Origin of the sequence: Nonomuraea sp. NPDC049750, from assembly GCF_040659625.1 — a bacterium.
GTDB lineage: Bacteria > Actinomycetota > Actinomycetes > Streptosporangiales > Streptosporangiaceae > Nonomuraea.
Window position 1 is genome coordinate 563324 of record NZ_JBFANB010000003.1, and the last position, 19534, is coordinate 582857.

The 19534-nt window shown below is 67.7% G+C and carries 21 protein-coding genes; 19 read left to right on the forward strand and 2 right to left on the reverse strand.

Annotated features, from left to right (window positions below; genetic code table 11):
* The first annotated feature begins 261 nt into the window (after positions 1–261).
* The 15 genes from AB0J16_RS11065 to AB0J16_RS11135 all read left to right on the forward strand — a co-directional run bounded on the left by AB0J16_RS11065 (position 262) and on the right by AB0J16_RS11135 (position 14340).
* Positions 262–2325: a hypothetical protein gene (locus tag AB0J16_RS11065; RefSeq protein WP_358537176.1), complete on the forward strand. Its 2064-nt coding sequence runs from the start codon at positions 262–264 to the stop codon at positions 2323–2325.
* The gene (locus AB0J16_RS11070) at positions 2325–2702 is read left to right on the forward strand and encodes a hypothetical protein (RefSeq protein ID WP_225290361.1); all 378 of its coding nucleotides are present in this window, start codon (positions 2325–2327) and stop codon (positions 2700–2702) included. The genes AB0J16_RS11065 and AB0J16_RS11070 overlap by 1 nt, the downstream gene beginning before the upstream one ends.
* 676 nt (positions 2703–3378) lie before the next feature.
* Positions 3379–4644: a serine hydroxymethyltransferase gene (glyA, locus tag AB0J16_RS11075; protein WP_358537179.1), complete on the forward strand. Its 1266-nt coding sequence runs from the start codon at positions 3379–3381 to the stop codon at positions 4642–4644.
* A 70-nt stretch (positions 4645–4714) separates the two neighbouring features.
* A complete protein-coding gene (locus AB0J16_RS11080) occupies positions 4715–6004 on the forward strand; it encodes an MraY family glycosyltransferase (protein WP_358537182.1) in 1290 nt (429 codons plus the stop codon).
* Between the two features lie 131 nt (positions 6005–6135).
* On the forward strand, positions 6136–6558 hold the full coding sequence (locus AB0J16_RS11085; protein WP_358537185.1) for a hypothetical protein: 423 nt from the start codon (positions 6136–6138) through the stop codon (positions 6556–6558).
* Between the two features lie 65 nt (positions 6559–6623).
* The gene (locus AB0J16_RS11090; protein WP_214641702.1) at positions 6624–6839 is read left to right on the forward strand and encodes an AtpZ/AtpI family protein; all 216 of its coding nucleotides are present in this window, start codon (positions 6624–6626) and stop codon (positions 6837–6839) included.
* Positions 6840–6906: 67 nt separating this feature from the next.
* Positions 6907–7698, forward strand: coding sequence for a F0F1 ATP synthase subunit A (gene atpB, locus AB0J16_RS11095; RefSeq protein ID WP_358537187.1), 792 nt, complete (start codon positions 6907–6909; stop codon positions 7696–7698).
* 73 nt (positions 7699–7771) lie between these two features.
* Complete coding sequence (gene atpE, locus AB0J16_RS11100) at positions 7772–8002, forward strand: ATP synthase F0 subunit C (protein WP_225290366.1); 231 nt, start codon at positions 7772–7774, stop codon at positions 8000–8002.
* A gap of 34 nt (positions 8003–8036) precedes the next feature.
* The gene (locus AB0J16_RS11105; RefSeq protein WP_358537189.1) at positions 8037–8588 is read left to right on the forward strand and encodes a F0F1 ATP synthase subunit B; all 552 of its coding nucleotides are present in this window, start codon (positions 8037–8039) and stop codon (positions 8586–8588) included.
* Positions 8585–9406 carry a F0F1 ATP synthase subunit delta gene (locus tag AB0J16_RS11110; RefSeq protein WP_358537191.1) on the forward strand — a complete coding sequence of 274 codons (822 nt, stop codon included), beginning with the start codon at positions 8585–8587 and terminating at the stop codon, positions 9404–9406. The genes AB0J16_RS11105 and AB0J16_RS11110 overlap by 4 nt, the downstream gene beginning before the upstream one ends.
* Positions 9407–9430: 24 nt before the next feature.
* Positions 9431–11080, forward strand: a complete 1650-nt coding sequence (gene atpA, locus AB0J16_RS11115) for a F0F1 ATP synthase subunit alpha (RefSeq protein WP_358427038.1) — start codon at positions 9431–9433, stop codon at positions 11078–11080.
* Between the two features lie 3 nt (positions 11081–11083).
* Complete coding sequence (locus AB0J16_RS11120) at positions 11084–11986, forward strand: F0F1 ATP synthase subunit gamma (protein ID WP_358537194.1); 903 nt, start codon at positions 11084–11086, stop codon at positions 11984–11986.
* A gap of 1 nt (position 11987) precedes the next feature.
* Entirely contained in the window at positions 11988–13433 is a 1446-nt protein-coding gene (atpD, locus tag AB0J16_RS11125; RefSeq protein WP_357942674.1) for a F0F1 ATP synthase subunit beta, read from the forward strand.
* A gap of 61 nt (positions 13434–13494) precedes the next feature.
* Positions 13495–13896 (forward strand): F0F1 ATP synthase subunit epsilon, encoded by a 402-nt coding sequence (locus AB0J16_RS11130; protein WP_225290371.1) that lies wholly within the window; start codon positions 13495–13497, stop codon positions 13894–13896.
* A 63-nt stretch (positions 13897–13959) separates the two neighbouring features.
* A complete protein-coding gene (locus AB0J16_RS11135) occupies positions 13960–14340 on the forward strand; it encodes a DUF2550 domain-containing protein (protein WP_357942676.1) in 381 nt (126 codons plus the stop codon).
* Between the two features lie 15 nt (positions 14341–14355).
* On the opposite strand, the gene AB0J16_RS11140 is transcribed toward AB0J16_RS11135, so the two are convergent.
* The gene (locus AB0J16_RS11140) at positions 14356–14946 is read right to left on the reverse strand and encodes a cob(I)yrinic acid a,c-diamide adenosyltransferase (protein WP_358537196.1); all 591 of its coding nucleotides are present in this window, start codon (positions 14944–14946) and stop codon (positions 14356–14358) included.
* A 127-nt stretch (positions 14947–15073) separates the two neighbouring features.
* Here AB0J16_RS11140 and AB0J16_RS11145 point away from each other — a divergent pair, with 127 nt between their 5' ends.
* The 4 genes from AB0J16_RS11145 to AB0J16_RS11160 all read left to right on the forward strand — a co-directional run bounded on the left by AB0J16_RS11145 (position 15074) and on the right by AB0J16_RS11160 (position 18688).
* Positions 15074–15970, forward strand: a complete 897-nt coding sequence (locus AB0J16_RS11145; protein WP_357942680.1) for an ATP-binding cassette domain-containing protein — start codon at positions 15074–15076, stop codon at positions 15968–15970.
* Positions 15967–17076, forward strand: a complete 1110-nt coding sequence (locus AB0J16_RS11150; protein WP_358537199.1) for an ABC transporter permease — start codon at positions 15967–15969, stop codon at positions 17074–17076. Before AB0J16_RS11145 ends, AB0J16_RS11150 begins: the two co-directional genes overlap by 4 nt.
* A gap of 35 nt (positions 17077–17111) precedes the next feature.
* A complete protein-coding gene (locus AB0J16_RS11155) occupies positions 17112–18281 on the forward strand; it encodes a histidine kinase (RefSeq protein WP_358537202.1) in 1170 nt (389 codons plus the stop codon).
* Positions 18282–18370: 89 nt separating this feature from the next.
* On the forward strand, positions 18371–18688 hold the full coding sequence (locus AB0J16_RS11160; protein ID WP_358537204.1) for an STAS domain-containing protein: 318 nt from the start codon (positions 18371–18373) through the stop codon (positions 18686–18688).
* 201 nt (positions 18689–18889) lie between these two features.
* Here the strand turns inward: AB0J16_RS11160 and AB0J16_RS11165 are convergent, their stop codons facing one another.
* Entirely contained in the window at positions 18890–19513 is a 624-nt protein-coding gene (locus AB0J16_RS11165) for a TetR/AcrR family transcriptional regulator (RefSeq protein ID WP_358537207.1), read from the reverse strand.
* Between the last annotated feature and the right edge of the window lie 21 nt (positions 19514–19534).

Below are 19534 nucleotides of genomic sequence, written 5' to 3' on the forward strand. Positions count from 1 at the left end.
TGTTTTATCCGGCAGCCCAGCCCAGCCCTGTCCGGTCCGCCCGGCTGGCTCGCCTGCATGCCCGCGTCGCCCGGTCTGTCCGGTTGGGCCTATCCGGCTTGTCTGGTCTGCTCGTCCGGTCGGTTGATGCATTCGTTCGTACAGCCGGCGTGTACGGCTTGGACGGACGCCTGACGTATACCGTCTGATTATCCCGGCTGCGGTGATGCCAGCAGGCCCTTACGGTGAAGTCCGGAGCGGCGAGACGTCCGGGAGTGACCCATGGGCAAGTTCGACGGCATGGATCCCAAGCTGGTCCGTGATCTGCTGGCCGAGGTTAAGCACGCGGTCACGCAGATGCGGTCGGTCGAGGGCCGTGTCGGGCAGGTCATGAGCGGGGCGGGTCTGGCCACCCAGACCACCCATCGCCCAGTCCAGGTGGCCGACGCCGCCGAGGTGATGGTCCGCGACGTGACGGCCCGGCTTGGGCTGCTGGAGAAGAAGGCCGATCACCCGCGGGTGGGGGATCAGGCCAAGGAGGCCGCGCCGACGGTGGGCAGCGACGCCAAGGACGGCGACGAGCCCAAGAAGGACCGAGGCGATGAGCGGTCCAAGTACGAGAACCCGCGAGCGGACGACGGCACCCCTGCTGACAAGCCGGACGCCAAAACCGGCGAGGACAAGCCCGATGCGAAGACGGGCGATAAGCCTGATGCCAAGGCGGACGATAAGCCTGACGCGAAGACGGGCGATAAGCCTGACGCGAAGACGGATGACAAGCCTGACGCGAAGACGGGCGATAAGCCTGACGCGAAGACGGATGACAAGCCCGATGCGAAGACGGGCGATAAGCCGGATGCCAAGACGGGCGAGGACAAGCCTGATGCTAAGGCTTGCGATGACGACAAACCGGATGCCAAGACCGGTGAGGACAAGCCGGACGCCAAGACGGGTGACGACAAACCGGATGTCGACAACATCACGCCCGACACCGGTGACGATCCCAAGGACGACGACATCGCCAGTAGGCGAGATCGCGGTGCCGACTCCGACAGCGGGATCATCGACACCCCGGCCAAGGACCATCCCGACGACTCCGACCCGCACAAACCGCGGGTCATCGTGGTCGACGGTGTCAAGGTGCTCCAGGTGCCCATTGATCCGCCCACGGCCGAAGAGCTGCGGGCGCTGCTCGACGACATCGAGAAGGTGCAGCCCGCCGAGATGCCCTCGGTCTCCGGCGACGCGTCCACGAACGGCACGGACGTCAACGCCTGGGCCAACGACGGCAGCGACGTAGTGTCTATCGACGCCAAGCCGTTGGACCCCGGCGCGGTGTCGACGGTGGTGGACCATGCGCGCGACATCCAGCCGGCCGAGATGCCGAGAGTGGAGGTCCCGGCGGGCGAGTACGGCACGGGCGAGTGGGCACCCAGGCACATCAGCCCCGACGGCCAGCCGGGGACGATCGACCCCGGCAGCACAGCCTCATCCACGGGCCACCACACCCCATCAACTGGGGATATAGCCTCCGCAACCGGCACGCCGTCCATAGACAACATATCGGGCTCGACAGCGGACACGGCCGCCACGGCCCAGACGGCCGACTCCACCCCTACGGCCCCGACCACAGACTCCACGGCGACCACAGGCTCCACCGCGACGGCGGACGCACCCGCGGCCACGACCGACACCGGCGAGTGCCAGGGAACGGACACTGGAACGCGCTCGACTGGCGACGGGTCGGTGGTCACACCGACGGATCCACCGGGTCAGCAGGTGCCCGATCAGAGGGCGGGGGACACAACACCGACCAACCCGCCGGGTCAGCAGGTGCCGGACCACAGGGCCGGTCACACAACACCGACCAACCCGCCAGGCCAGCAGGTGCCCGACAACAGAGCAGGTGACACGACACCGACCAACCCCTCGGGGCAGCGGGCCACGGATGTCTCGATGCCCACTGTCGGCGAACCGGTCGTGGTGCCTCCTACCGAGCCGTCGGCGGATCAGGGTGGCTCCACCCCGCCGCCTGCCACCGACAGCGCGACGCCCCCGCCCGCCGACAGCTCCACCCGCGAGGCCACCGCTACGACCGTCAACGCGGCGCAAGGGGCAGATACCGGGAAGTGGGCCGGCGACGTCGTCTCCATCGACGTGAAGCCGCTGGACACCGACGCGCTCAGGACCCTGGTCGAACACGCCCGTGACGTTCAGCCCATGGACATGCCAAGCGTGCAGGTGCCGCAGGACGAGTACGGCAGGGGCGAGTGGGCGCTCAGAGATGTTCAGCCAGATGGGCCGCCCGGCACGATTGAGCCGGGGACCCACGAGAGGAGCGTGTGATGTACCTGGACCCGCCCGCCCCTCAACCCCGCCAGCCGGGCGAGAACCCACCCGTCAACGGCAACGGAAACCCCCTGGAAGCCCACCCAAGGGCCTGGGAGTTCAATCCCGAGTACCAGCGCCTGGTCACCGCCTGGCAGACCGTCCTACCCCTGCTAGAGAGCCTCACAACGGCCCTTGACAAGGCGTACCAGCTTGCCAAGAGCCCGCAGACGTGGGATGCCCCCGTCGGCACCCGCTACGTCGAGGACATCGGCGCGTGGCGCTCCAGGCTCGCCCTCTACCGCCAGGCTGTGCTGACGTCGATCAGCGAGGAGGCCGCCGACACGCCTCGCTGGGTGCCTAGCGCGATCGGTGCCCCTCACGCGTTCTCCTGACAGCCCGATCCACTGACCGCCTACCTGACCGTCCGAGTGACCGCCCGACTGACCGCCCGACTGACCGCCCGGCTGGGCCGCTGCTGGGCCCATTCACTCGACTGGCCGCCACACCGGCTGCTCGGCTGGTCGCCTCCTCGGGGGCGGTGGCCCCAATGGTCCCCCGGTGTTTTGTCACCCGTCCGTCTCAATCTCAGTGACGGTCTGACCTGGCTGGGGTCTTTTGGAGGGATATCCCCTGCGGGGAGTAGGGGAAGGCGGTCCGTGGTGGTTGGGGTCGCTTCGAGCGGCCCCCGCGGCGAGCAGAGGAGATGGTCCGTGGTGGCTCGGGATCCCTTCACGCGGGCCCTGTTGGCAGGAGGAGGCAGCCCGTGGTGGTTGGGGTCTCTTCGGGCGCCCCCCTGTCGGGGGAGCGGGGGAAGGCGGCCTGTCGTGGTTGAGGCCGGGATGCCCCCTGCGAGGAGTGGGGGAGACGATCGTACTGGCTGGGGTCCCTTCGGGCGGGTTCTCCGTCGGGGGAGTGGAAGATGGCGGTCCGTCGTGGTTGGGTCCCCGTCGGGCAGAGGAAGGACGGATGTCCGGCGCACGTTCGTGGAGCGGCGCACTGACGCCCGCCGGACTGCCGGAGCGGCGGCGGGGCATGGGAAAACCGGACAAATGGCCGTACAGTGGGAGGATGGGTGTAGTGCCCTACTACGGTCCCGACTTCGGACGGCTCCAGCGGCAGGACCCCGAGCTGGCTCAGGTGCTGCTCGACGAGCTGGAACGGGTCCGCGGCGGTCTCCAGCTGATCGCGAGCGAGAATCTCGCTTCCCCGGCGGTCCTGGCCGCCCTCGGATCCACCCTCACCAACAAGTACGCCGAAGGTTACCCGGGCCATCGCTACTACGGCGGCTGCGAGGTCGTCGACCGGGCGGAGCGGCTGGCGATCGAGCGGGCCTTGAGGTTGTTCGGGGCCGAGCACGCCAACGTGCAGCCCCACTCGGGCGCTTCCGCCAATCTCGCGGCGTACGCGGCCCTGCTGCAGCCCGGCGACACCATGCTGGCCATGGATCTGCTGCACGGCGGTCATCTCACCCATGGCTCGAAGGTGAACTTCTCGGGAAGATGGTTCGACGTCGTGTCATACGGGGTGCGACGGGACACCGAACTCATCGACTACGACGAAGTACGGGACCTGGCGCTGCGGCACCAGCCGAAGGTGATCGTCTGCGGCGCCACCTCCTACGCCCGGCTGATCGACTTCGCCGTCTTCCGTGGCATCGCGGACGAGGTGGGCGCCTGGCTGCTCGCCGACGTGGCGCATCCGATCGGGCTGATGGCCGGTGGCGCCATTCCGTCCGCCGTCCCGTACGCGGACGTGGTCACCTACACCACGCACAAGGCGCTGCGCGGACCGCGCGGGGGTGGCATCCTCTGTACGGCGGAGCTCGCCGCGCGGATCGACCGGGCGGTGTACCCGTTCATCCAGAGCGGTCCCCTCATGCACGCCGTGGCGGCCAAGGCGGTGGCGTTCGGCGAGGCGCTGCGGCCCGAGTTCGGCGAGTACGCCAAACAGGTGGTCGCCAACGCCCAAGCGCTGTGCGACTCTCTGGCGGCAGAGGGGATGCGGCCGGTGTCAGGCGGTACGGAGACGCATCTGATGCTCATCGACCTGCGCGAACTGGGCGTGTCGGGCGCCGAGGCCGAGCGGCGGTGCGCCGCGGCGGGGATCACGCTCAACCGGAACGTCATCCCCTACGATCCGGAGCCTCCGGCCGTGACCTCCGGGATACGTGTCGGCACGCCGTGTCTCACCACTCAGGGGATGGGGCCCCAGGAGTTGAAGGAAGTGGGGGCCCTGCTCGTGCAGGCGGTACGCCATCCGGGCGCTGCTGCCGAGGTCAAGGGGCGGGTCGCGGCCCTGCTGGGGGCCTTCCAGCCATATGACAGCCAATATTAAGAGCCAAAATTAAGCTGGTGTGTGTCGATTTCCGGTCACAGCCGGTCGGAGCATCCAGGAAACTAGGTCCGTGCGCGAATACCTGTTCATGGCGCTCATTGCGGCAGCGGTGACGTATCTGCTCGTCCCGCTGGTGCGCCGCTTCGCCATCCGCATCGGCGCCATGCCCGAGGTCCGCGAACGCGACGTGCACACCACGCCGACGCCGAGACTGGGCGGTCTGGCCATGTACGGCGGGCTGGTCGTCGGGCTGCTGGTGGCCAGCGAGCTGACCAACACCGGCAAGGTGCTGAGCGAGGCCGAAGGCAACCCGGTGATGGCGTTGATCATCTCGGGCGGCCTCATCACGTTGACGGGGTTCCTCGACGACTGGTGGGGCATGGACGCCTTCATCAAGCTGGCCGGCCAGATCGCGGCCGCCGGCGTGCTCGTCTGGTTCGGCCTGCGGCTCACCTACATCCCGCTGCCCAAGGACTGGGGCGGCTCCACCAGCCTCGACTACACGCTGAGCACCGTCATCACGATCATGGTCGTGGTGGTGGCGATCAACGCGGTCAACTTCGTCGACGGGCTCGACGGCCTGGCGGCGGGCATCGTCTGCATCGCGGGCATGGCCACCTGGGCCTACTCGATCTTCCTCAAACAGAGCATCAGCGGCGACCGCATCGCCACCACGGCGGCCATCGCCGCCATCCTCATCGGCTGCTGCCTGGGATTCCTGCCGCACAACTTCCACCCCGCGAAGATCTTCATGGGCGACACCGGGGCGATGCTCATCGGGCTCGTGCTCGCCTCCTCGATCGTCACCGTGACGCCGGTCGACCCGTCGATCATCGAGGGCATGAACAAGGTGCCGGTGCTGCTGCCGCTGCTCGTGCCCGCCGCGGTGCTGGTGCTCCCGCTCATCGACCTGGTCACCGCCGTCGTGCGGCGCACCTCGCACGGCATGTCGCCGTTCGCGCCCGACCGCGGTCACCTGCACCATCGCCTGCTCGACATCGGCCACTCCCACCGCCGCACCGTGCTGATCATGTACGCGTGGACGTTCCTGTTCGCGTTCGGCATCGTCGCGCTGTCCACGATCGGCGTGCCCGTCCTGCTGTTCCCGGTGGTCATCCTGCTCGCGCTCGGCGTGCTGGTCCTGATGGCCGCGCCGCGCTGGCGGGGCAGGGGCGGCCTCCACTCCCGCGGCAGGTCCGACGACGACGGCCCGCCCACCGGCCCCATGCCGCCGATCGTGCCGGAAGCCGAGGTCAGGCGGCAGGTCCCGCCCCCTGTCGGCCCGCCGCCCGGCCCGTCGCAGGAGCGCGCGAACGCCGCGGCGAAACCGGTCATTCCTGCCGTTCCAGGCCGTTCATGATCGCGAACTAGAAACGGCAGGTAAAAGCGGTCTTCAGTGAGCTTGTGATATCTTTCACGAGCAGGGGCCCCCAATGCACCGGCTTTGGGGGTAGCAAACGCTCGCTTGATAACATGCTTACTGGAGCACCGATGCAGGCCAACGACGTGCGCGTACTCAAGAGTGCCGCGATCCCCACCCTCGCGGTTGGGGTGGTCGCCGTGGTCGTGGCCCTGCTCCTGGCGGGAGCGAAGGGAGCGCTGGGCGCGGCCATCGGCGCGGCGCTCGTCGGTGTCTTCTTCAGCATCAGCGTGGTGGCCGTCTCCTACGCGGCCCGAGTGTCCCCGCAAATCATGGCCATCGTCGCCATGGTGAGCTATCTCATCAAAGTCATCGCCATCATGGCGATGCTGGCGGCCTTCGGTGACACCACGGCGTGGAACAACAAGGCTTTCGCCTGGTCCGTCGTGGTATGCACGCTCGTCTGGACGGCCTTCGAGGTCCGGGCGTTCATGAAGACAAAAATGCTTTATGTCGACCCCGAAGCCAAGGTCCCGGGGAACGGTGGCCCATGAGGCTGGTAAAGGGATGGGGTCCGATATGACTAGTCCTCTACTTGCCTGCTATCGTCGGCCCCGCGATGAGCGAACAGGAACGCCGACCGGAAGACGACGGTCAGGACTTCGCCAACGCCGCATGGTCGATCCCCAGCTACCTGCTCGCCGGGATGGCGATCTACGGCGGCGGCGGCTGGTTGCTGGACCGTTGGCTCGACACGTCCGCGTTCTTCCCTATAGGCGTCGTCCTGGGGATCGTGCTGTCCGTGTACCTGGTCTACCGCAAGTACGGTCGCTAGCCGCACGGCGCGACCACTTCGCTGAGGAAACCCTTGTGATCCGCTACGACGTTGAAGGGAACGCCGCGTGAGTGCGCTGACGGTCCTCGCCGACGATCAGTTCAAGGCGCCGTCGCCTGATGAACTGTTCACTTTCGCCCCCATCATTCCCGGGGTGGACTGGTTCACCAAGCCGGTTCTTCTCGCGATCCTCAGCTCGATCGTCGTGATCGGCTTCTGCTGGGCGGCCTTCGCCAACCCGAAGGTGGTGCCACGGGGCGTCCAGAATGTTGCCGAATACGGCTACATGTTCGTCCGCGACCAGGTCGCCCGGCCCTTCCTGGGCAAGGACGCCGACCGGTGGATGGGCCTGCTGCTGACGCTGTTCTTCATGGTCTTCCTGTGGAACATCATGGGCGTCATCCCGCTGCTGCAGTTCCCCGTGGCCTCGCACATCGCCTTCCCGGCCGTGCTCGCGATCTCGATCTACGTGCTGAAGGTCTACCTGGGCGTCAAGCACCAGGGTGCGATCGGCTACTTCAAGAACATGATGTTCCCGCCGGGACTGCCCAAGCCGATCTACGTGCTGCTGTCGCCGATCGAGTTCCTGTCGAACATGATCATCGCGCCGTTCACGCACGCGGTCCGACTGTTCGCGAACATGTTCGCCGGCCACATGCTCCTCGCGTTCTTCAGCATGGTGGGCTTCTGGTTCCTGTTCGAGAAGCTGACCCCGCTGGGCGCCCCCGTCGGCGTCATCGGTGTCATCATGACCATCATCTTCACCGGCTTCGAGATCTTCATCCAGTTCCTGCAGGCGTTCCTGTTCGCCATGCTGGCGTCGATGTACATCGGCGGAGCACTTCACGCAGAGCACTGAGAACCATCCATACCGGAATATCCATGACCGGTGGAGACACGCTTCACCGGCCGTCCAGTAAAGGAATACAGCAATGAGCGTTCTCGCTGAGGTCTCCGGCAACGTCACCGCCATCGGTTACGGTCTCGCCGCCATCGGCCCCGGCATCGGCGTCGGCATCATCTTCGGTCAGGGCGTGCAGGCCATCGCGCGTCAGCCCGAGGCCTACGGCCTGATCCGCCAGAACATGCTCCTCGGCTTCGTCCTCACCGAGGCCCTCGCCCTGCTCGGTCTGGTCGCGCCGTTCATCTTCCAGAACATCTGACGACCAGAAGAATCCCTGACGAAAGGCTGCATCCATGACTATGGCAGCTACGATCCTCGCCGCGGAGGAGGGCTCCAATCCTCTCATCCCGCACACATTCGAGCTCGTCGTCGGTATCTTCTCGTTCCTCGTCGTCCTTTTCGTAGTCGGTAGGCTCCTTGTCCCGCGTATCCAGAAGACGCTGGCCGAGCGGACCGAAGCTATCGAAGGCGGCATAAAGAGAGCGGAAGACGCTCAGGCCGAAGCCCTGAACCTGCAGAAGCAGTACCGCGAACAGCTGGCCGAGGCCAGGCAGGAAGCGGCTCGTCTCCGTGAGGAGGCCCGCGAGCAGGCAGCGGAGATCCGGGCGGAGCTCCGCGAGGAGGCGCAGGCCGAGGCCCGCCGTCTCGTCGAGGCGGCGCACGCCCAGATCGAGGCGGACCGGCAGGCGGCGTTCGCCCAGCTCCGTACCGAGATCGGCCGTCTGTCGACCGACCTGGCCGGCCGCATCGTCGGTGAGTCCCTGGAGGACGAGGCCCGGCAGAGCCGCGTCATCGACCGCTTCCTCGACGAGCTGGAGCGCTCGGACGCGCAGGCGGTGCGGTGAGCGACCAGATGAGGGGCCTCAGCAAGGACTCGCTCGCCGTGGTCGAGGAGCGGTTCAACGCTGTGGCGGGCTCGGCGGACCTGGGCCAGTTGGCCGAGGACCTCAACGCGATCGCGGACCTGCTGGACCGTGAGCACGGACTGCGCCGGGCCCTGTCGGACCCGGCCCGGCCCGGCGCTCAGAAGGCGCAGGTCATCCGGAATCTGCTCGATGGCAAGGTCAGCGCGGCCGCGCTCGCCACGGCCGAGGCCGCGGTCGAGGTCAAGTGGTCGCGCGCCGGAGACCTGGCCGACGTGCTCGAACGGCTCGGCGTCGTCGCCGCGGCCGCGGAGGCTGAGGCGCAGGGCAAGCTGGACGACGTGGAGGACGAGCTCTTCCGCTTCGGCCGGATCGTCGCCGCCAACCTCGAGCTCCGCCTGGCCCTCACCGACGCTGCCGCTCCCGAAGAGGGCAAGCGGCAGCTGCTGCAGGACCTGCTCGGCGGCCGGGTCGCCCCCACCACCCTGCGCCTGATCACGCAGGTGGTCGTGCATCCTCGTGGGCGTAGCCTGGAGGCAGGCCTGGAGGAGTTCAGCCGGCTGGTGGCGCAGCAGCGCCAGCGCCTCGTCGCGACGGTGCGCACCGCGGTCGAGCTGACCGGGGAGCAGAAGCAGCGCCTCACGGCGTGGCTGCGCACCTCCTACGGTCGCGACGTGCACGTCAACGTCGAAGTGGATCCCCGAGTGCTGGGTGGTTTCTCGGTCCGCATCGGCGACGAGATCATCGACACCACCATTGTGGGACGAATCGAAGAAGTCCGCCGCCGGTTGGCCGGCTAGGGCGATAGAGGAGACAGAGAAGAGATGGCGGAGCTTACGATCCGGCCGGACGAGATCCGGGACGCGCTTGAGCGCTTCGTCCAGGCGTACGAACCGGAAGGCGCCGCGCGCGAGGAGATCGGGACCGTCGTCGACTGTGGCGACGGCATCGCCCATGTCTCCGGCCTTCCCTCGGCGATGGCGAACGAGCTGCTCGAGTTCGAGGACGGCACGCGCGGCCTGGCACTCAACCTCGACACCCGCGAGATCGGTGTCGTGGTCCTGGGCGACTTCAGCAGCATCGAGGAGGGCCAGACGGTCCGCCGGACGGGCGAGGTCCTGTCCGTGCCCGTCGGCGATGGCTTCCTCGGCCGCGTGGTCGACCCCCTCGGCAACCCGCTCGACGGCAAGGGCGCCATCGAGTCCGAGGGCCTGCGCGCCCTCGAACTCCAGGCCCCGTCGGTCGTCCAGCGGCAGCCGGTGAAGCAGCCGCTGCAGACCGGCATCAAGGCGATCGACGCCATGACGCCGATCGGCCGTGGCCAGCGTCAGCTGATCATCGGTGACCGTGGCACCGGCAAGACCGCGATCGCCGTGGACACCATCATCAACCAGCGCGACAACTGGGCGTCCGGTGACCCGGACAAGCAGGTGCGCTGCGTCTACGTCGCGGTCGGCCAGAAGGGCTCGACGATCGCCCAGGTGCGGGCTCGCCTCGAGGAGGCGGGCGCGCTCGAGTACACCACGATCGTCGCCGCCCCGGCGTCCGACCCCGCGGGCTACAAGTACATTTCGCCCTACACCGGTTCCGCCATCGGGCAGCACTGGATGTACCAGGGCAAGCACGTTCTCATTGTCTTCGACGACCTGACCAAGCAGGCCGACGCCTACCGCGCGGTCTCGCTGCTGCTGCGCCGTCCGCCGGGCCGTGAGGCCTTCCCGGGCGACGTCTTCTACTTGCACTCCCGCCTGCTGGAGCGCTGCGCCAAGCTCTCCAACGACATGGGCGCGGGGTCGATGACCGGTCTGCCGATCATCGAGACGAAGGGTAACGACGTCTCGGCGTTCATCCCGACCAACGTCATCTCCATCACCGACGGGCAGTGCTTCCTGGAGACCGACTACTTCAACGCCGGTATCCGCCCCGCCATCAACGTCGGTATCTCGGTCTCGCGAGTCGGTGGCTCGGCGCAGATCAAGGCGATGCGGAAGGTCGCGGGCACGCTGCGTCTGTCGCTGTCGCAGTATCGCGACCTGGAGGCCTTCGCGGCCTTCGCGTCCGACCTCGACGCGGCGTCCAAGGCTCAGCTGGAGCGCGGTCAGCGTCTGACCGAGCTGCTCAAGCAGGCGCAATACTCGCCGTTCTCGGTCGAGCGCGAGGTCGTGTCGGTCTGGGCGGGCACCACCGGTGAGCTCGACGAGGTGCCGGTCGAGGACATCCGCCGCTTCGAGTCGGAGTTCCTGGACTACCTGCAGAGCAAGCACAAGGGTGTCTTCGACAGCATCCGTGAGACCAACGATCTGCTGGACGACACGGTGACCGTCCTCAAGGACGCCATCACGGAGTTCAAGAAGTCCTTCACCACCTTCTCCGGCGAGCTCCTGGTCAAGGACGAGCCGGTCGCACCGCTCGAAGAGGGCGAGGTCGGCCAGGAGAAGATTCGCAAGGTCGTCCGCTCGGCGGAGAAGAAGTAGCCCATGGGTGCCCAGCTAAGGCTGCTGCGGCGGCGGATCAAGTCGGTCAAGTCGACCGCCAAGATCACCCGCGCTCAGGAGCTCATCGCCTCTTCGCGGATCGTGAAGGCGCAGATGCGGATGCAGGCGGCGCTGCCGTACGAGCGTGAGATCACTCGCGCCGTCACCGGCGTCGTCAGCAACGCGGCGAGCGTCGACCATCCGCTGACCGTGGCGAAGGACAATCCCACCAAGGCGGGCGTGCTCGTCGTCACCAGCGACAGCGGGTTCTGCGGCGGCTTCAACGCCAACGTCCTGCGCGAGGCCGAGGCCCTGCGCGGACTGCTGAAGAGCCGCGGCCTGGAGGTCATCCCGTTCGTCACCGGCCGTAAGGGTGTCACCTGGCACTCCTTCCGCAACCGGACGATGGGCGGGCAGTGGGTCGGCTTCTCCAGGAAGCCCGCCTACAGTGACGCCAAGGAGATCGCCGAGCTGCTGATCGAGTCGTTCAAGGACGAGAACGGGATCGACGAGATCCACATCGTCTCGACCGAGTTCGTCTCGATGCTCACGCAGAACGTCGTGGTCAAGCGCATCCTGCCGCTGGAGGTCGAGGAGACCGAGGCGAGCGAGAGCGACGCGATCCCGCCCTACTTCGAGTTCGAGCCCACCGCGGCCGACGTACTCGAGTCGCTGCTGCCGCGTTACGTGGAGTCCCGCATCTTCACGGCGCTGCTGGAGTCGGCGGCTTCAGAGGAGGCCGCGCGTCGCCGCGCGATGAAGTCCGCCACGGACAACGCCAACGAGCTGATCCGCGTGTTCACCATGCAGATGAACCAGGCTCGTCAGGCGGAGATCACCCAGGAAATCAGCGAGATCGTCGGTGGCGCCAACGCGCTCGCTGACGCCGCAGCGGGGAAAGAGTGAAATGACTGCAGAGGCTGTTGAGACCGTTGAGACCCCCGCGGCCGGTGTCGGCCGCGTGGCTCGGGTCACAGGGCCCGTCGTCGACGTGGAGTTCCCCGTCGAGGCGATGCCCGACATCTACAATGCGCTGACCATCGACGTAACCCTCGGTGAGGACACCAAGCTGCTGACCCTCGAGGTCGCCCAGCACCTCGGTGACAACATCGTCCGGGCCATCTCCATGCAGCCCACCGACGGTGTGGTCCGGGGTGCGGCCGTCACGGACACCGGCCTGCCGATCTCGGTGCCCGTCGGCGACGTCGTCAAGGGTCACGTGTGGAACACGCTCGGCGAGTCGCTGGACGTGCCGACCGCTTCTCTCAAGATCAACGAGAAGTGGGGCATCCACCGGCCGTCGCCGCCGTTCGACCAGCTCGAGTCGCGCACCGAGCTGCTCGTCACGGGCATCAAGGTCATCGACCTGCTCACGCCGTACGTACAGGGTGGCAAGATCGGCCTGTTCGGCGGCGCGGGTGTGGGCAAGACCGTCCTCATCCAGGAGATGATCCGCAGGGTCGCCCGCAACTTCGGTGGCACCTCGGTGTTCGCCGGCGTCGGCGAGCGCACCCGTGAGGGCAACGACCTCTGGCTGGAGATGGAGGAGGCGGACGTCCTCAAGGACACCGCGCTCGTCTTCGGTCAGATGGACGAGCCGCCGGGCACCCGTCTGCGGGTCGCCCTGTCGGCGCTGACGATGGCGGAGTACTTCCGCGACGTGCAGAAGCAGGACGTGCTGCTCTTCATCGACAACATCTTCCGCTTCACGCAGGCCGGCTCCGAGGTGTCCACGCTCCTCGGCCGTATGCCGTCGGCCGTGGGTTACCAGCCCACGCTGGCCGACGAGATGGGTGTGCTCCAGGAGCGCATCACCTCGACGCGTGGTCACTCGATCACCTCCATGCAGGCGATCTACGTGCCCGCCGACGACATCACCGACCCGGCCCCGCACAACGCGTTCGCCCACCTCGACGCGCAGACCGTGCTCTCCCGGCCGATCTCGGAGAAGGGCATCTACCCCGCGGTGGACCCGCTCGACTCCAACTCCCGCATCCTCGACCCGCAGATCGTGGGCGAGGAGCACTACGCGGTGGCCCAGGAGACCAAGCGGATCCTGCAGAAGTACCGCGAGCTCCAGGACATCATCGCCATCCTCGGTATCGACGAACTGTCGGAAGAGGACAAGGTCACCGTCCAGCGGGCCCGCCGTATCGAGCGGTTCCTGTCGCACCCGATGTACGCCGCCGAGGCGTTCACCGGCCAGCCCGGCGAGAACGTGCCGCTGGAGGAGACCATCCGCTCCTTCAAGGGCCTGTGCGCGGGCGAGTACGACCACCTGCCCGAGCAGGCGTTCTTCATGGTGGGCGGCATCGACCAGGCCATCGCCAAGGCCAAGGAACTCGAGCGCTGATCGCCCGCGGTGGGGGTATGGCGCGAGCCGTACCCCCACTCCTGTCCGGAAAGGAGCCTACGTGGCGAAGCTACGAGTAGGCGTTGTCTCGCCCGAGCGTGAGATCTGGTCGGGCGAGGCCGACATGGTGATTGCCAAGACCGTGGACGGCGAGATCGGTATTATGCCGCAACACGCACCTGTGCTCGGCGTCCTCGTCGAGGGCGGCGTGCTGCGCGTGAAGCGGGAGGGCAAGGGCGACCTGGTCGCGGCGGTCCACGGCGGATTCATCTCCGTGGCCGACGACGAGGTGTCCGTGCTCGCCGAGGTCGCCGAGCTCGGCTCGGAGGTCGACATCGCGGCGGCCCGTGACGCTCTCGAACGGGCGCAGGCCTCGATCGAGGCCGACCAGGCGGACGCCGACGCGGCCGTCGAGGCCAAGCGTGCCAAGGCCCGGCTGCGTGCGGCCGGCGAAGAGGTCTAGATCCTTTGAGGTCTAGATCCTTGAGGTCTAGTTTTTGATGCGGGTTTGATGCAAGGGGGCGGCTTGGTAGCGACGGTTCTCATCTGTGTGCTGCTGGTCGCCGTCCTGGTGGTGTTGCGCGGGCTCCTGGTGGCGCGCTCCCGGGGGAGTGTGCCCTGCCGCCTGCGCGTGGGAGACCACGGCTGGCAGCGCGGGGTGGCCCGCTACGCCGACGGGGAGCTCCATTGGATCCCGCTCATAGGTCTGCGACTCAGGCCCCGCCACGCTATCGCGAGGCGGGGCCTCGTCGTTTCCTCGCGGCGGGAGCTGGACAGCGGGTTCTTCGCGGTGGACTGCTCTGGCACCACGCGGGACATCTCGCTGGCGATGAGTGCGGACGCGCTGACCGGGTTTCTGGCCTGGCTCGAATCGGCGCCGCCGAGCGCTTATCTGGACGTCGCCTAGATCCCCGGCACCGGGCTAGCGGGTGCCGCCTGGCTTCCAGAGGATCTCGTCGCCCGCGTGGGCGACCCTGCACAGGATGAACAGCAGGTCTGACAGGCGGTTGAGGTATTTGGCCGTCAGCGGGTTCATGTCCTCGTGCGCTTCCAGCGCCGCCCACGTCGTACGTTCCGCGCGCCGGACTGTGACCCTCGCCACGTGCAGCCCGGCTATCGACGGGTCGCCGCCGGGGAGGATGAAGCTGCGCAGCGGCTTGAGCTGCTCGTTGAACTCATCGCACCGCGCCTCCAGCCAGTCGATGTAGGACTGCTCGACCCTCAGAGGCGGGAACTCCGGATTGTCCGTGACCGGCGTCGCCAGGTCGGCGCCCACGTCGAAGAGCTCGTTCTGGACGCGGATCAGCACCGCCGTCAGCTCCATCGACAGCGTGCCGTGCGACATGGCCAGGCCCAGATGGGCGTTCGCCTCCTCCACGTCCGCGTAGGCCGCCAGGCGGAGGTCGGTCTTGGCGGTGCGGCTCATGTCGCTCAGGGTGGTCGTGCCGTCGTCTCCGGTGCGGGTGTAGATCCGGGAGAGGACGACCGGCTTGTCCTTGTCGGCACGCGTCATGAGGTCAGCGTAATGACAAAAGTCACCCGGAACGGACGCGGGGCGCATACGGCGTCGGTGATTTCCACGACTACCAGCGTGGGTCGCCACCCGAGACGATTGCTTGCATGACGAAGGAGAGGATCTGATGCTCGAGATCAGCGAGCTGCGTAAGCGCTTCGCCGGTGGGCCGGACGCGCCGGAGGGCAAGGTGGCCCTCGACGGGATCAGCTTCGCCGTACGGGCGGGCGAGATGTTCGGGTTCGTCGGCGCGAACGGTGCCGGCAAGACGACCACCATGCGGATCGTCATGGGTGTGCTGCAGCCCGACGAAGGCTCGGTCGGCTGGCAGGGCCGGCCGCTGGAGTACAACGACCGGCGGCGGTTCGGCTACATGCCCGAGGAGCGGGGGCTGTACCAGAAGATGCGGGTCGCCGAGCAGGTCGAGTACTTCGGCCGGCTGCACGGCATGGACGCCGCGGCGGCCAGGACGGCGGCCGGCGACCTGCTGGAGCGGCTGGGCCTGACCGAGCGGCGGGGTGACGCGGTCGAGGCGCTGTCGCTGGGCAACCAGCAGCGCGTGCAGCTCGCGGTGGCGCTGGTGCACGATCCCGAGGTGCTGGTGCTCGACGAGCCGTTCTCCGGGCTCGACCCGATCGCGGTGGACGCGCTGGCCACGGTGTTGCAGGAGCGGTGTCGCGGGGGCGTACCGGTCATCTTCTCCAGCCATCAGCTGGAGCTGGTGGAGCGGCTGTGCGACTCGGTCGGCATCGTGTCGGCGGGCCGGATGGTGGCCAGCGGCACGGTCGGCGATCTGCGGGCGGCGGAGAGCCGTACGCTCCGCGTCGTGGTCCGCGACCCGGCGCCCGGGTGGGCCGACGGCCTGCCGGGCACCGTCACCGTCACCGGCGACCGGCACGTGCTGCTCACCACCGACGGCGACGGCCAGGAGATCCTGCGCCGCGCCATGAAGGCCGGGCAGGTCGAGCACTTCGGCGCCGAGCAGCCGACCCTGACCGAGATCTTCAAGGAGGCCGTGGCGTGAACAGCGTGATGCTGGTGGCGAGGCGCGAGATCACCACCCATATCCGGACGAAAGCCTTCGTCATCGGACTGCTCATCACCGCCGCGCTGGTGGGCGCGGTGGCGTTCGCGCCGAAGGTCTTCGACCGCCCCGACTCGTACAAGATCGGCACCGTGAACTCCCAGCAACTGCCGCTCAAGGCGGCCCTGCCGGAGGCGGAGTTCGAGTGGCGCGCGTTCCCCGACGAGGCGGCGGCCAGGAAGGCGGTGCTCGACGGCGACGTGGACGCGGCGCTGGTGAACAACGCCAAGGTGCTCACCGACGGCGAGATCGAGTCCGAGCTCGGCGTGCTGCTGCAGAGCACCAACCGGGAGCTCAAGCTGGGCGCCGCGGGCGTGTCGATCCCGCCGCTCCAGATGGTGTCCGTGGGTGCCGACACCCGCTACCAGGCCGCCAGGACCGGGATCGCCGTGGTCCTCGTCCTCGTGCTCTTCATGCTGATCATCGGACAGGTCATGATGGTCGCCATGGGAGTGGTGGAGGAGAAGGGCAGCCGGATCGTGGAGATCCTGCTCAGCTCGGTCCGGCCGTGGCAGCTGCTCGCCGGCAAGATCATCGGCCTGGGCGTGCTCGGCCTGATCAACCTCGTCACGATCCTGGTGGTCGGTGTGTCGGCCTCGCTCGCCTCAGGCATCGCGGTGGACTTCCCGCCCGGCCTGCCGGGGATCGTGGCGGGAGTGCTGCTCTGGTTCGTGCTCGGCTACGCCTTCTTCGCCACACTCGCGGCCGCGCTGAGTTCGCTGGTCTCCCGGCAGGAGGAGGTGAGCAACGTGATGTCGCCCCTGACCATGCTGATCATGGTGACCTATTTCGGGGCCTTCTATGTCACCTCCGACCCCACCGGGACGCTGGCCAAGGTCGCCTCGCTCGTCCCGCCGTTCTCCTCGATGGTCATGCCGGTGCGGATGGCCGCGGCCGACGTGCCGCTCTGGGAGATCGGGCTGTCCACGGTGCTGATGGTGCTCGCCGTGGTGGGCGTGCTGTCCTTCGGCGCGAAGGTGTACGAGCGGGCGGTGCTGCGGACCGGGGCCAGGGTCAAGCTCGGCGACGTGCTGCGCGCGAAATAGCGCGAAATAGCCTGAAATAGATGGGCGCGAAATAGATGGATGCGATCAAGCGAGCGCGGCGCATCTCCCTGTGCGTGCTGAACTCCATGATCGTGATGACGTGGATCGGCATCACCCTGGCGACCATCGGTGGCCTCGCCACCGGCACGGTTTCCTTGCTGCGTATCGTGCCCGCGACGATCGCCTTGATCGTTTTCACCTGGCTCTTCCTGCGCATCACCCGCGCCGCCCTGGAGCGCCGCTACCTCATGAGAGAGGTGGCGGCGGCCGGTGCTCTCGCCGTCCTCGCCGCGGCGTTGGGGGGCGCCGACCCGTTCGGATGGGGCTTCGGGCTGCTGGCCTGGGTGTCGGTGGCGCTGATCGGCATCCGCGCGTGGGCGGCCGTGGGACTGGCGGCGGGTACGGCCGTGGTCGGCACCGGGCTGGGCATCCTCTCCCTCCTCATGGGACAGCCCCTCCTGTCGATCGCCGTTCCCTACGACAATGGGGCGGTCTTCTTCCTGGGCCTCATCTACGCGGTCATGTGCGCCCTGTTGCCGCCGTCCAACCGGTTCTGGGCGTGGATCTACACGCTCGCCGTACAGGCCCACGAGGGCAGGGAAGCGCACACCCGGCTGGCGGTCGCGGAGGAGCGGCTGCGCTTCGCCAGGGACCTGCACGATCTCGTGGGGCACCAGCTCTCGGCCATCGCGGTCAAGACCGAGCTGGCCGTGCGGCTGTCGGGCGCCGACGCCGTCGCCGCGAAGGCGGAGATGGTGGCGGTGAACACACTGACCAGGACGGCGCTGCGGGAGCTGCGCCAGGCGGTGCGCGGCTACCGCGAACTTGACCTGAGCGCTGAGCTGAATAGCGTGAAAGGCGTACTCGAAGCGGCCGGCGTCCGCTGCGAGCTGCGATTGCCCTACCGCGAGCCGCCCGGCGGCGTGGCGCCCGTGTTCGCCTACGCGGTCCGCGAGGCGGCGACGAACGTGCTCAAGCACAGCACGGCCTCGTTCTGCGAGATCACGCTCCGCTTCACCGAGGAGGAGGCGGAGCTGAGCGTGCGCAACGACGGGGTGGTCCGCCATCAGGTGTCCGACCTGGGCAGCGGCCTGACGGGCATGGGGGAGCGGCTGGCGGACATCGGCGGCAAGGTGACGGCCCGTCCCACAGGCGATGGGGAGTTCCTTCTGCGGGCGGTTGTGTCACTTCCGCTGCGTGGGTAGGGGGACGGTGCCGGGTTCACCTCGGCGGACGCCCTGCGGAAGGGTATGAATACGCCGCGTGAGGTGTGCGGCGTGACTGAGGAGGTGGCATGCGCGTCCGGGGCAATCCCAAGGCCCAGGTGGTGCGGATCGGAGCGCGGCTCGACGCGGGCACGTCGGCGGGGGTGCGGGAACGTCTGCACGACGCGGTCGACTCCGGCGAGGGCGACCTGATCCTCGACCTCTCCAAGCTGGAGATGATCGACGCCACCGGTCTCGGGGTGCTCGTGGGCACGCATCGGCGCGCGCTCAGCGTGCAACGCCACCTCGTTCTTCGGGGGGTGCCACCGCGGATCATGCGGGTCTTGGCGGTGACCCGGCTGAATCGGGTCCTGCGGGTAGAGGTTCAGGCAGTCGCGGTGGCCTGAAGCGGCGCCCGGCGGGTGCTCGGGGGTGCGCCGGGATGTCGCGATATATAGGGGCGAGCAGCGATCAGCCGCTGCTCGCCCTCTTTTCCCCGGCCATACTCCCACACGCGGTAGTAGTTTCTGGAACTCAGATATCACCCTTTAGCTTGGTGATTATCTCCTTACCAGATCGCCAGATAAACACGAACCGTAATCAGCGCCTCACCGCGAACGGAGGGATCTGCCGAAGATGTGTACGGCCACACCGACCAGTTCGTCGATGGACGGCGGCTCCTCCGACAGCAGCCATTCGATGAGCAGCTCTTGTAGCGCTCCAATAACCCCGAGCGCCACCAGGCGCCGATTCGGTTCGGCGGCCAGGGGGAATTCCGCCGCCGCCTCCTCGACAAGCCGGGCGAAGGAGTCGACGGCCCGCTGCCGGGAAGCGGTCAGAATGTCGCCCGACCTGCGTACCTCAAGGTGCATGATGCGGGCGCGACGCCAGTCGGCCGTGGAGAACTCGATATACGCGCGAATCCCGGCCTGCATCCTGTCGTCCAGGGTCGCAGGCGCCTCTTGTAACGCCTTGGCCACAACTGCGAGGGTTTCCTCCGCGCACCGCTCGTGCAGCGCCTGAAGAAGTTCCTCACGGCCGCCGAAACATTCGTAGAAGGCGCGGTTCGAGATCCGGGCCTCCGAGCACAGCCTTTCGATGGTCGTAGCCACGAAACCTGGCTTCGCGTATAGCGTGTAGGCGGCTGTCATCAGCCGCTCGCGTCTGTCCGCCAGCCTTTGCTCAGCCGACATTCCCCGGTAAGACCGGTTCACATTCCACCCGTCCAACATGATCGTGGCCCCCAGAGCACA

Bases quoted from the DNA above. Each gene is read 5' to 3' on its own strand.
- AB0J16_RS11065 (WP_358537176.1), top strand. From the start codon at position 262: ATGGGCAAGTTCGACGGCATGGATCCCAAGCTGGTCCGTGATCTGCTG.
- AB0J16_RS11070 (WP_225290361.1), top strand. From the start codon at position 2,325: ATGTACCTGGACCCGCCCGCCCCTCAACCCCGCCAGCCGGGCGAGAAC.
- glyA (WP_358537179.1), top strand. From the start codon at position 3,379: ATGGGTGTAGTGCCCTACTACGGTCCCGACTTCGGACGGCTCCAGCGG.
- AB0J16_RS11085 (WP_358537185.1), top strand. From the start codon at position 6,136: ATGCAGGCCAACGACGTGCGCGTACTCAAGAGTGCCGCGATCCCCACC.
- AB0J16_RS11090 (WP_214641702.1), top strand. From the start codon at position 6,624: ATGAGCGAACAGGAACGCCGACCGGAAGACGACGGTCAGGACTTCGCC.
- atpE (WP_225290366.1), top strand. From the start codon at position 7,772: ATGAGCGTTCTCGCTGAGGTCTCCGGCAACGTCACCGCCATCGGTTAC.
- AB0J16_RS11105 (WP_358537189.1), top strand. From the start codon at position 8,037: ATGACTATGGCAGCTACGATCCTCGCCGCGGAGGAGGGCTCCAATCCT.
- atpA (WP_358427038.1), top strand. From the start codon at position 9,431: ATGGCGGAGCTTACGATCCGGCCGGACGAGATCCGGGACGCGCTTGAG.
- AB0J16_RS11120 (WP_358537194.1), top strand. From the start codon at position 11,084: ATGGGTGCCCAGCTAAGGCTGCTGCGGCGGCGGATCAAGTCGGTCAAG.
- atpD (WP_357942674.1), top strand. From the start codon at position 11,988: ATGACTGCAGAGGCTGTTGAGACCGTTGAGACCCCCGCGGCCGGTGTC.
- AB0J16_RS11140 (WP_358537196.1), bottom strand. From the start codon at position 14,946: ATGACGCGTGCCGACAAGGACAAGCCGGTCGTCCTCTCCCGGATCTAC.
- AB0J16_RS11145 (WP_357942680.1), top strand. From the start codon at position 15,074: ATGCTCGAGATCAGCGAGCTGCGTAAGCGCTTCGCCGGTGGGCCGGAC.
- AB0J16_RS11155 (WP_358537202.1), top strand. From the start codon at position 17,112: ATGGATGCGATCAAGCGAGCGCGGCGCATCTCCCTGTGCGTGCTGAAC.
- AB0J16_RS11160 (WP_358537204.1), top strand. From the start codon at position 18,371: ATGCGCGTCCGGGGCAATCCCAAGGCCCAGGTGGTGCGGATCGGAGCG.
- AB0J16_RS11165 (WP_358537207.1), bottom strand. From the start codon at position 19,513: ATGTTGGACGGGTGGAATGTGAACCGGTCTTACCGGGGAATGTCGGCT.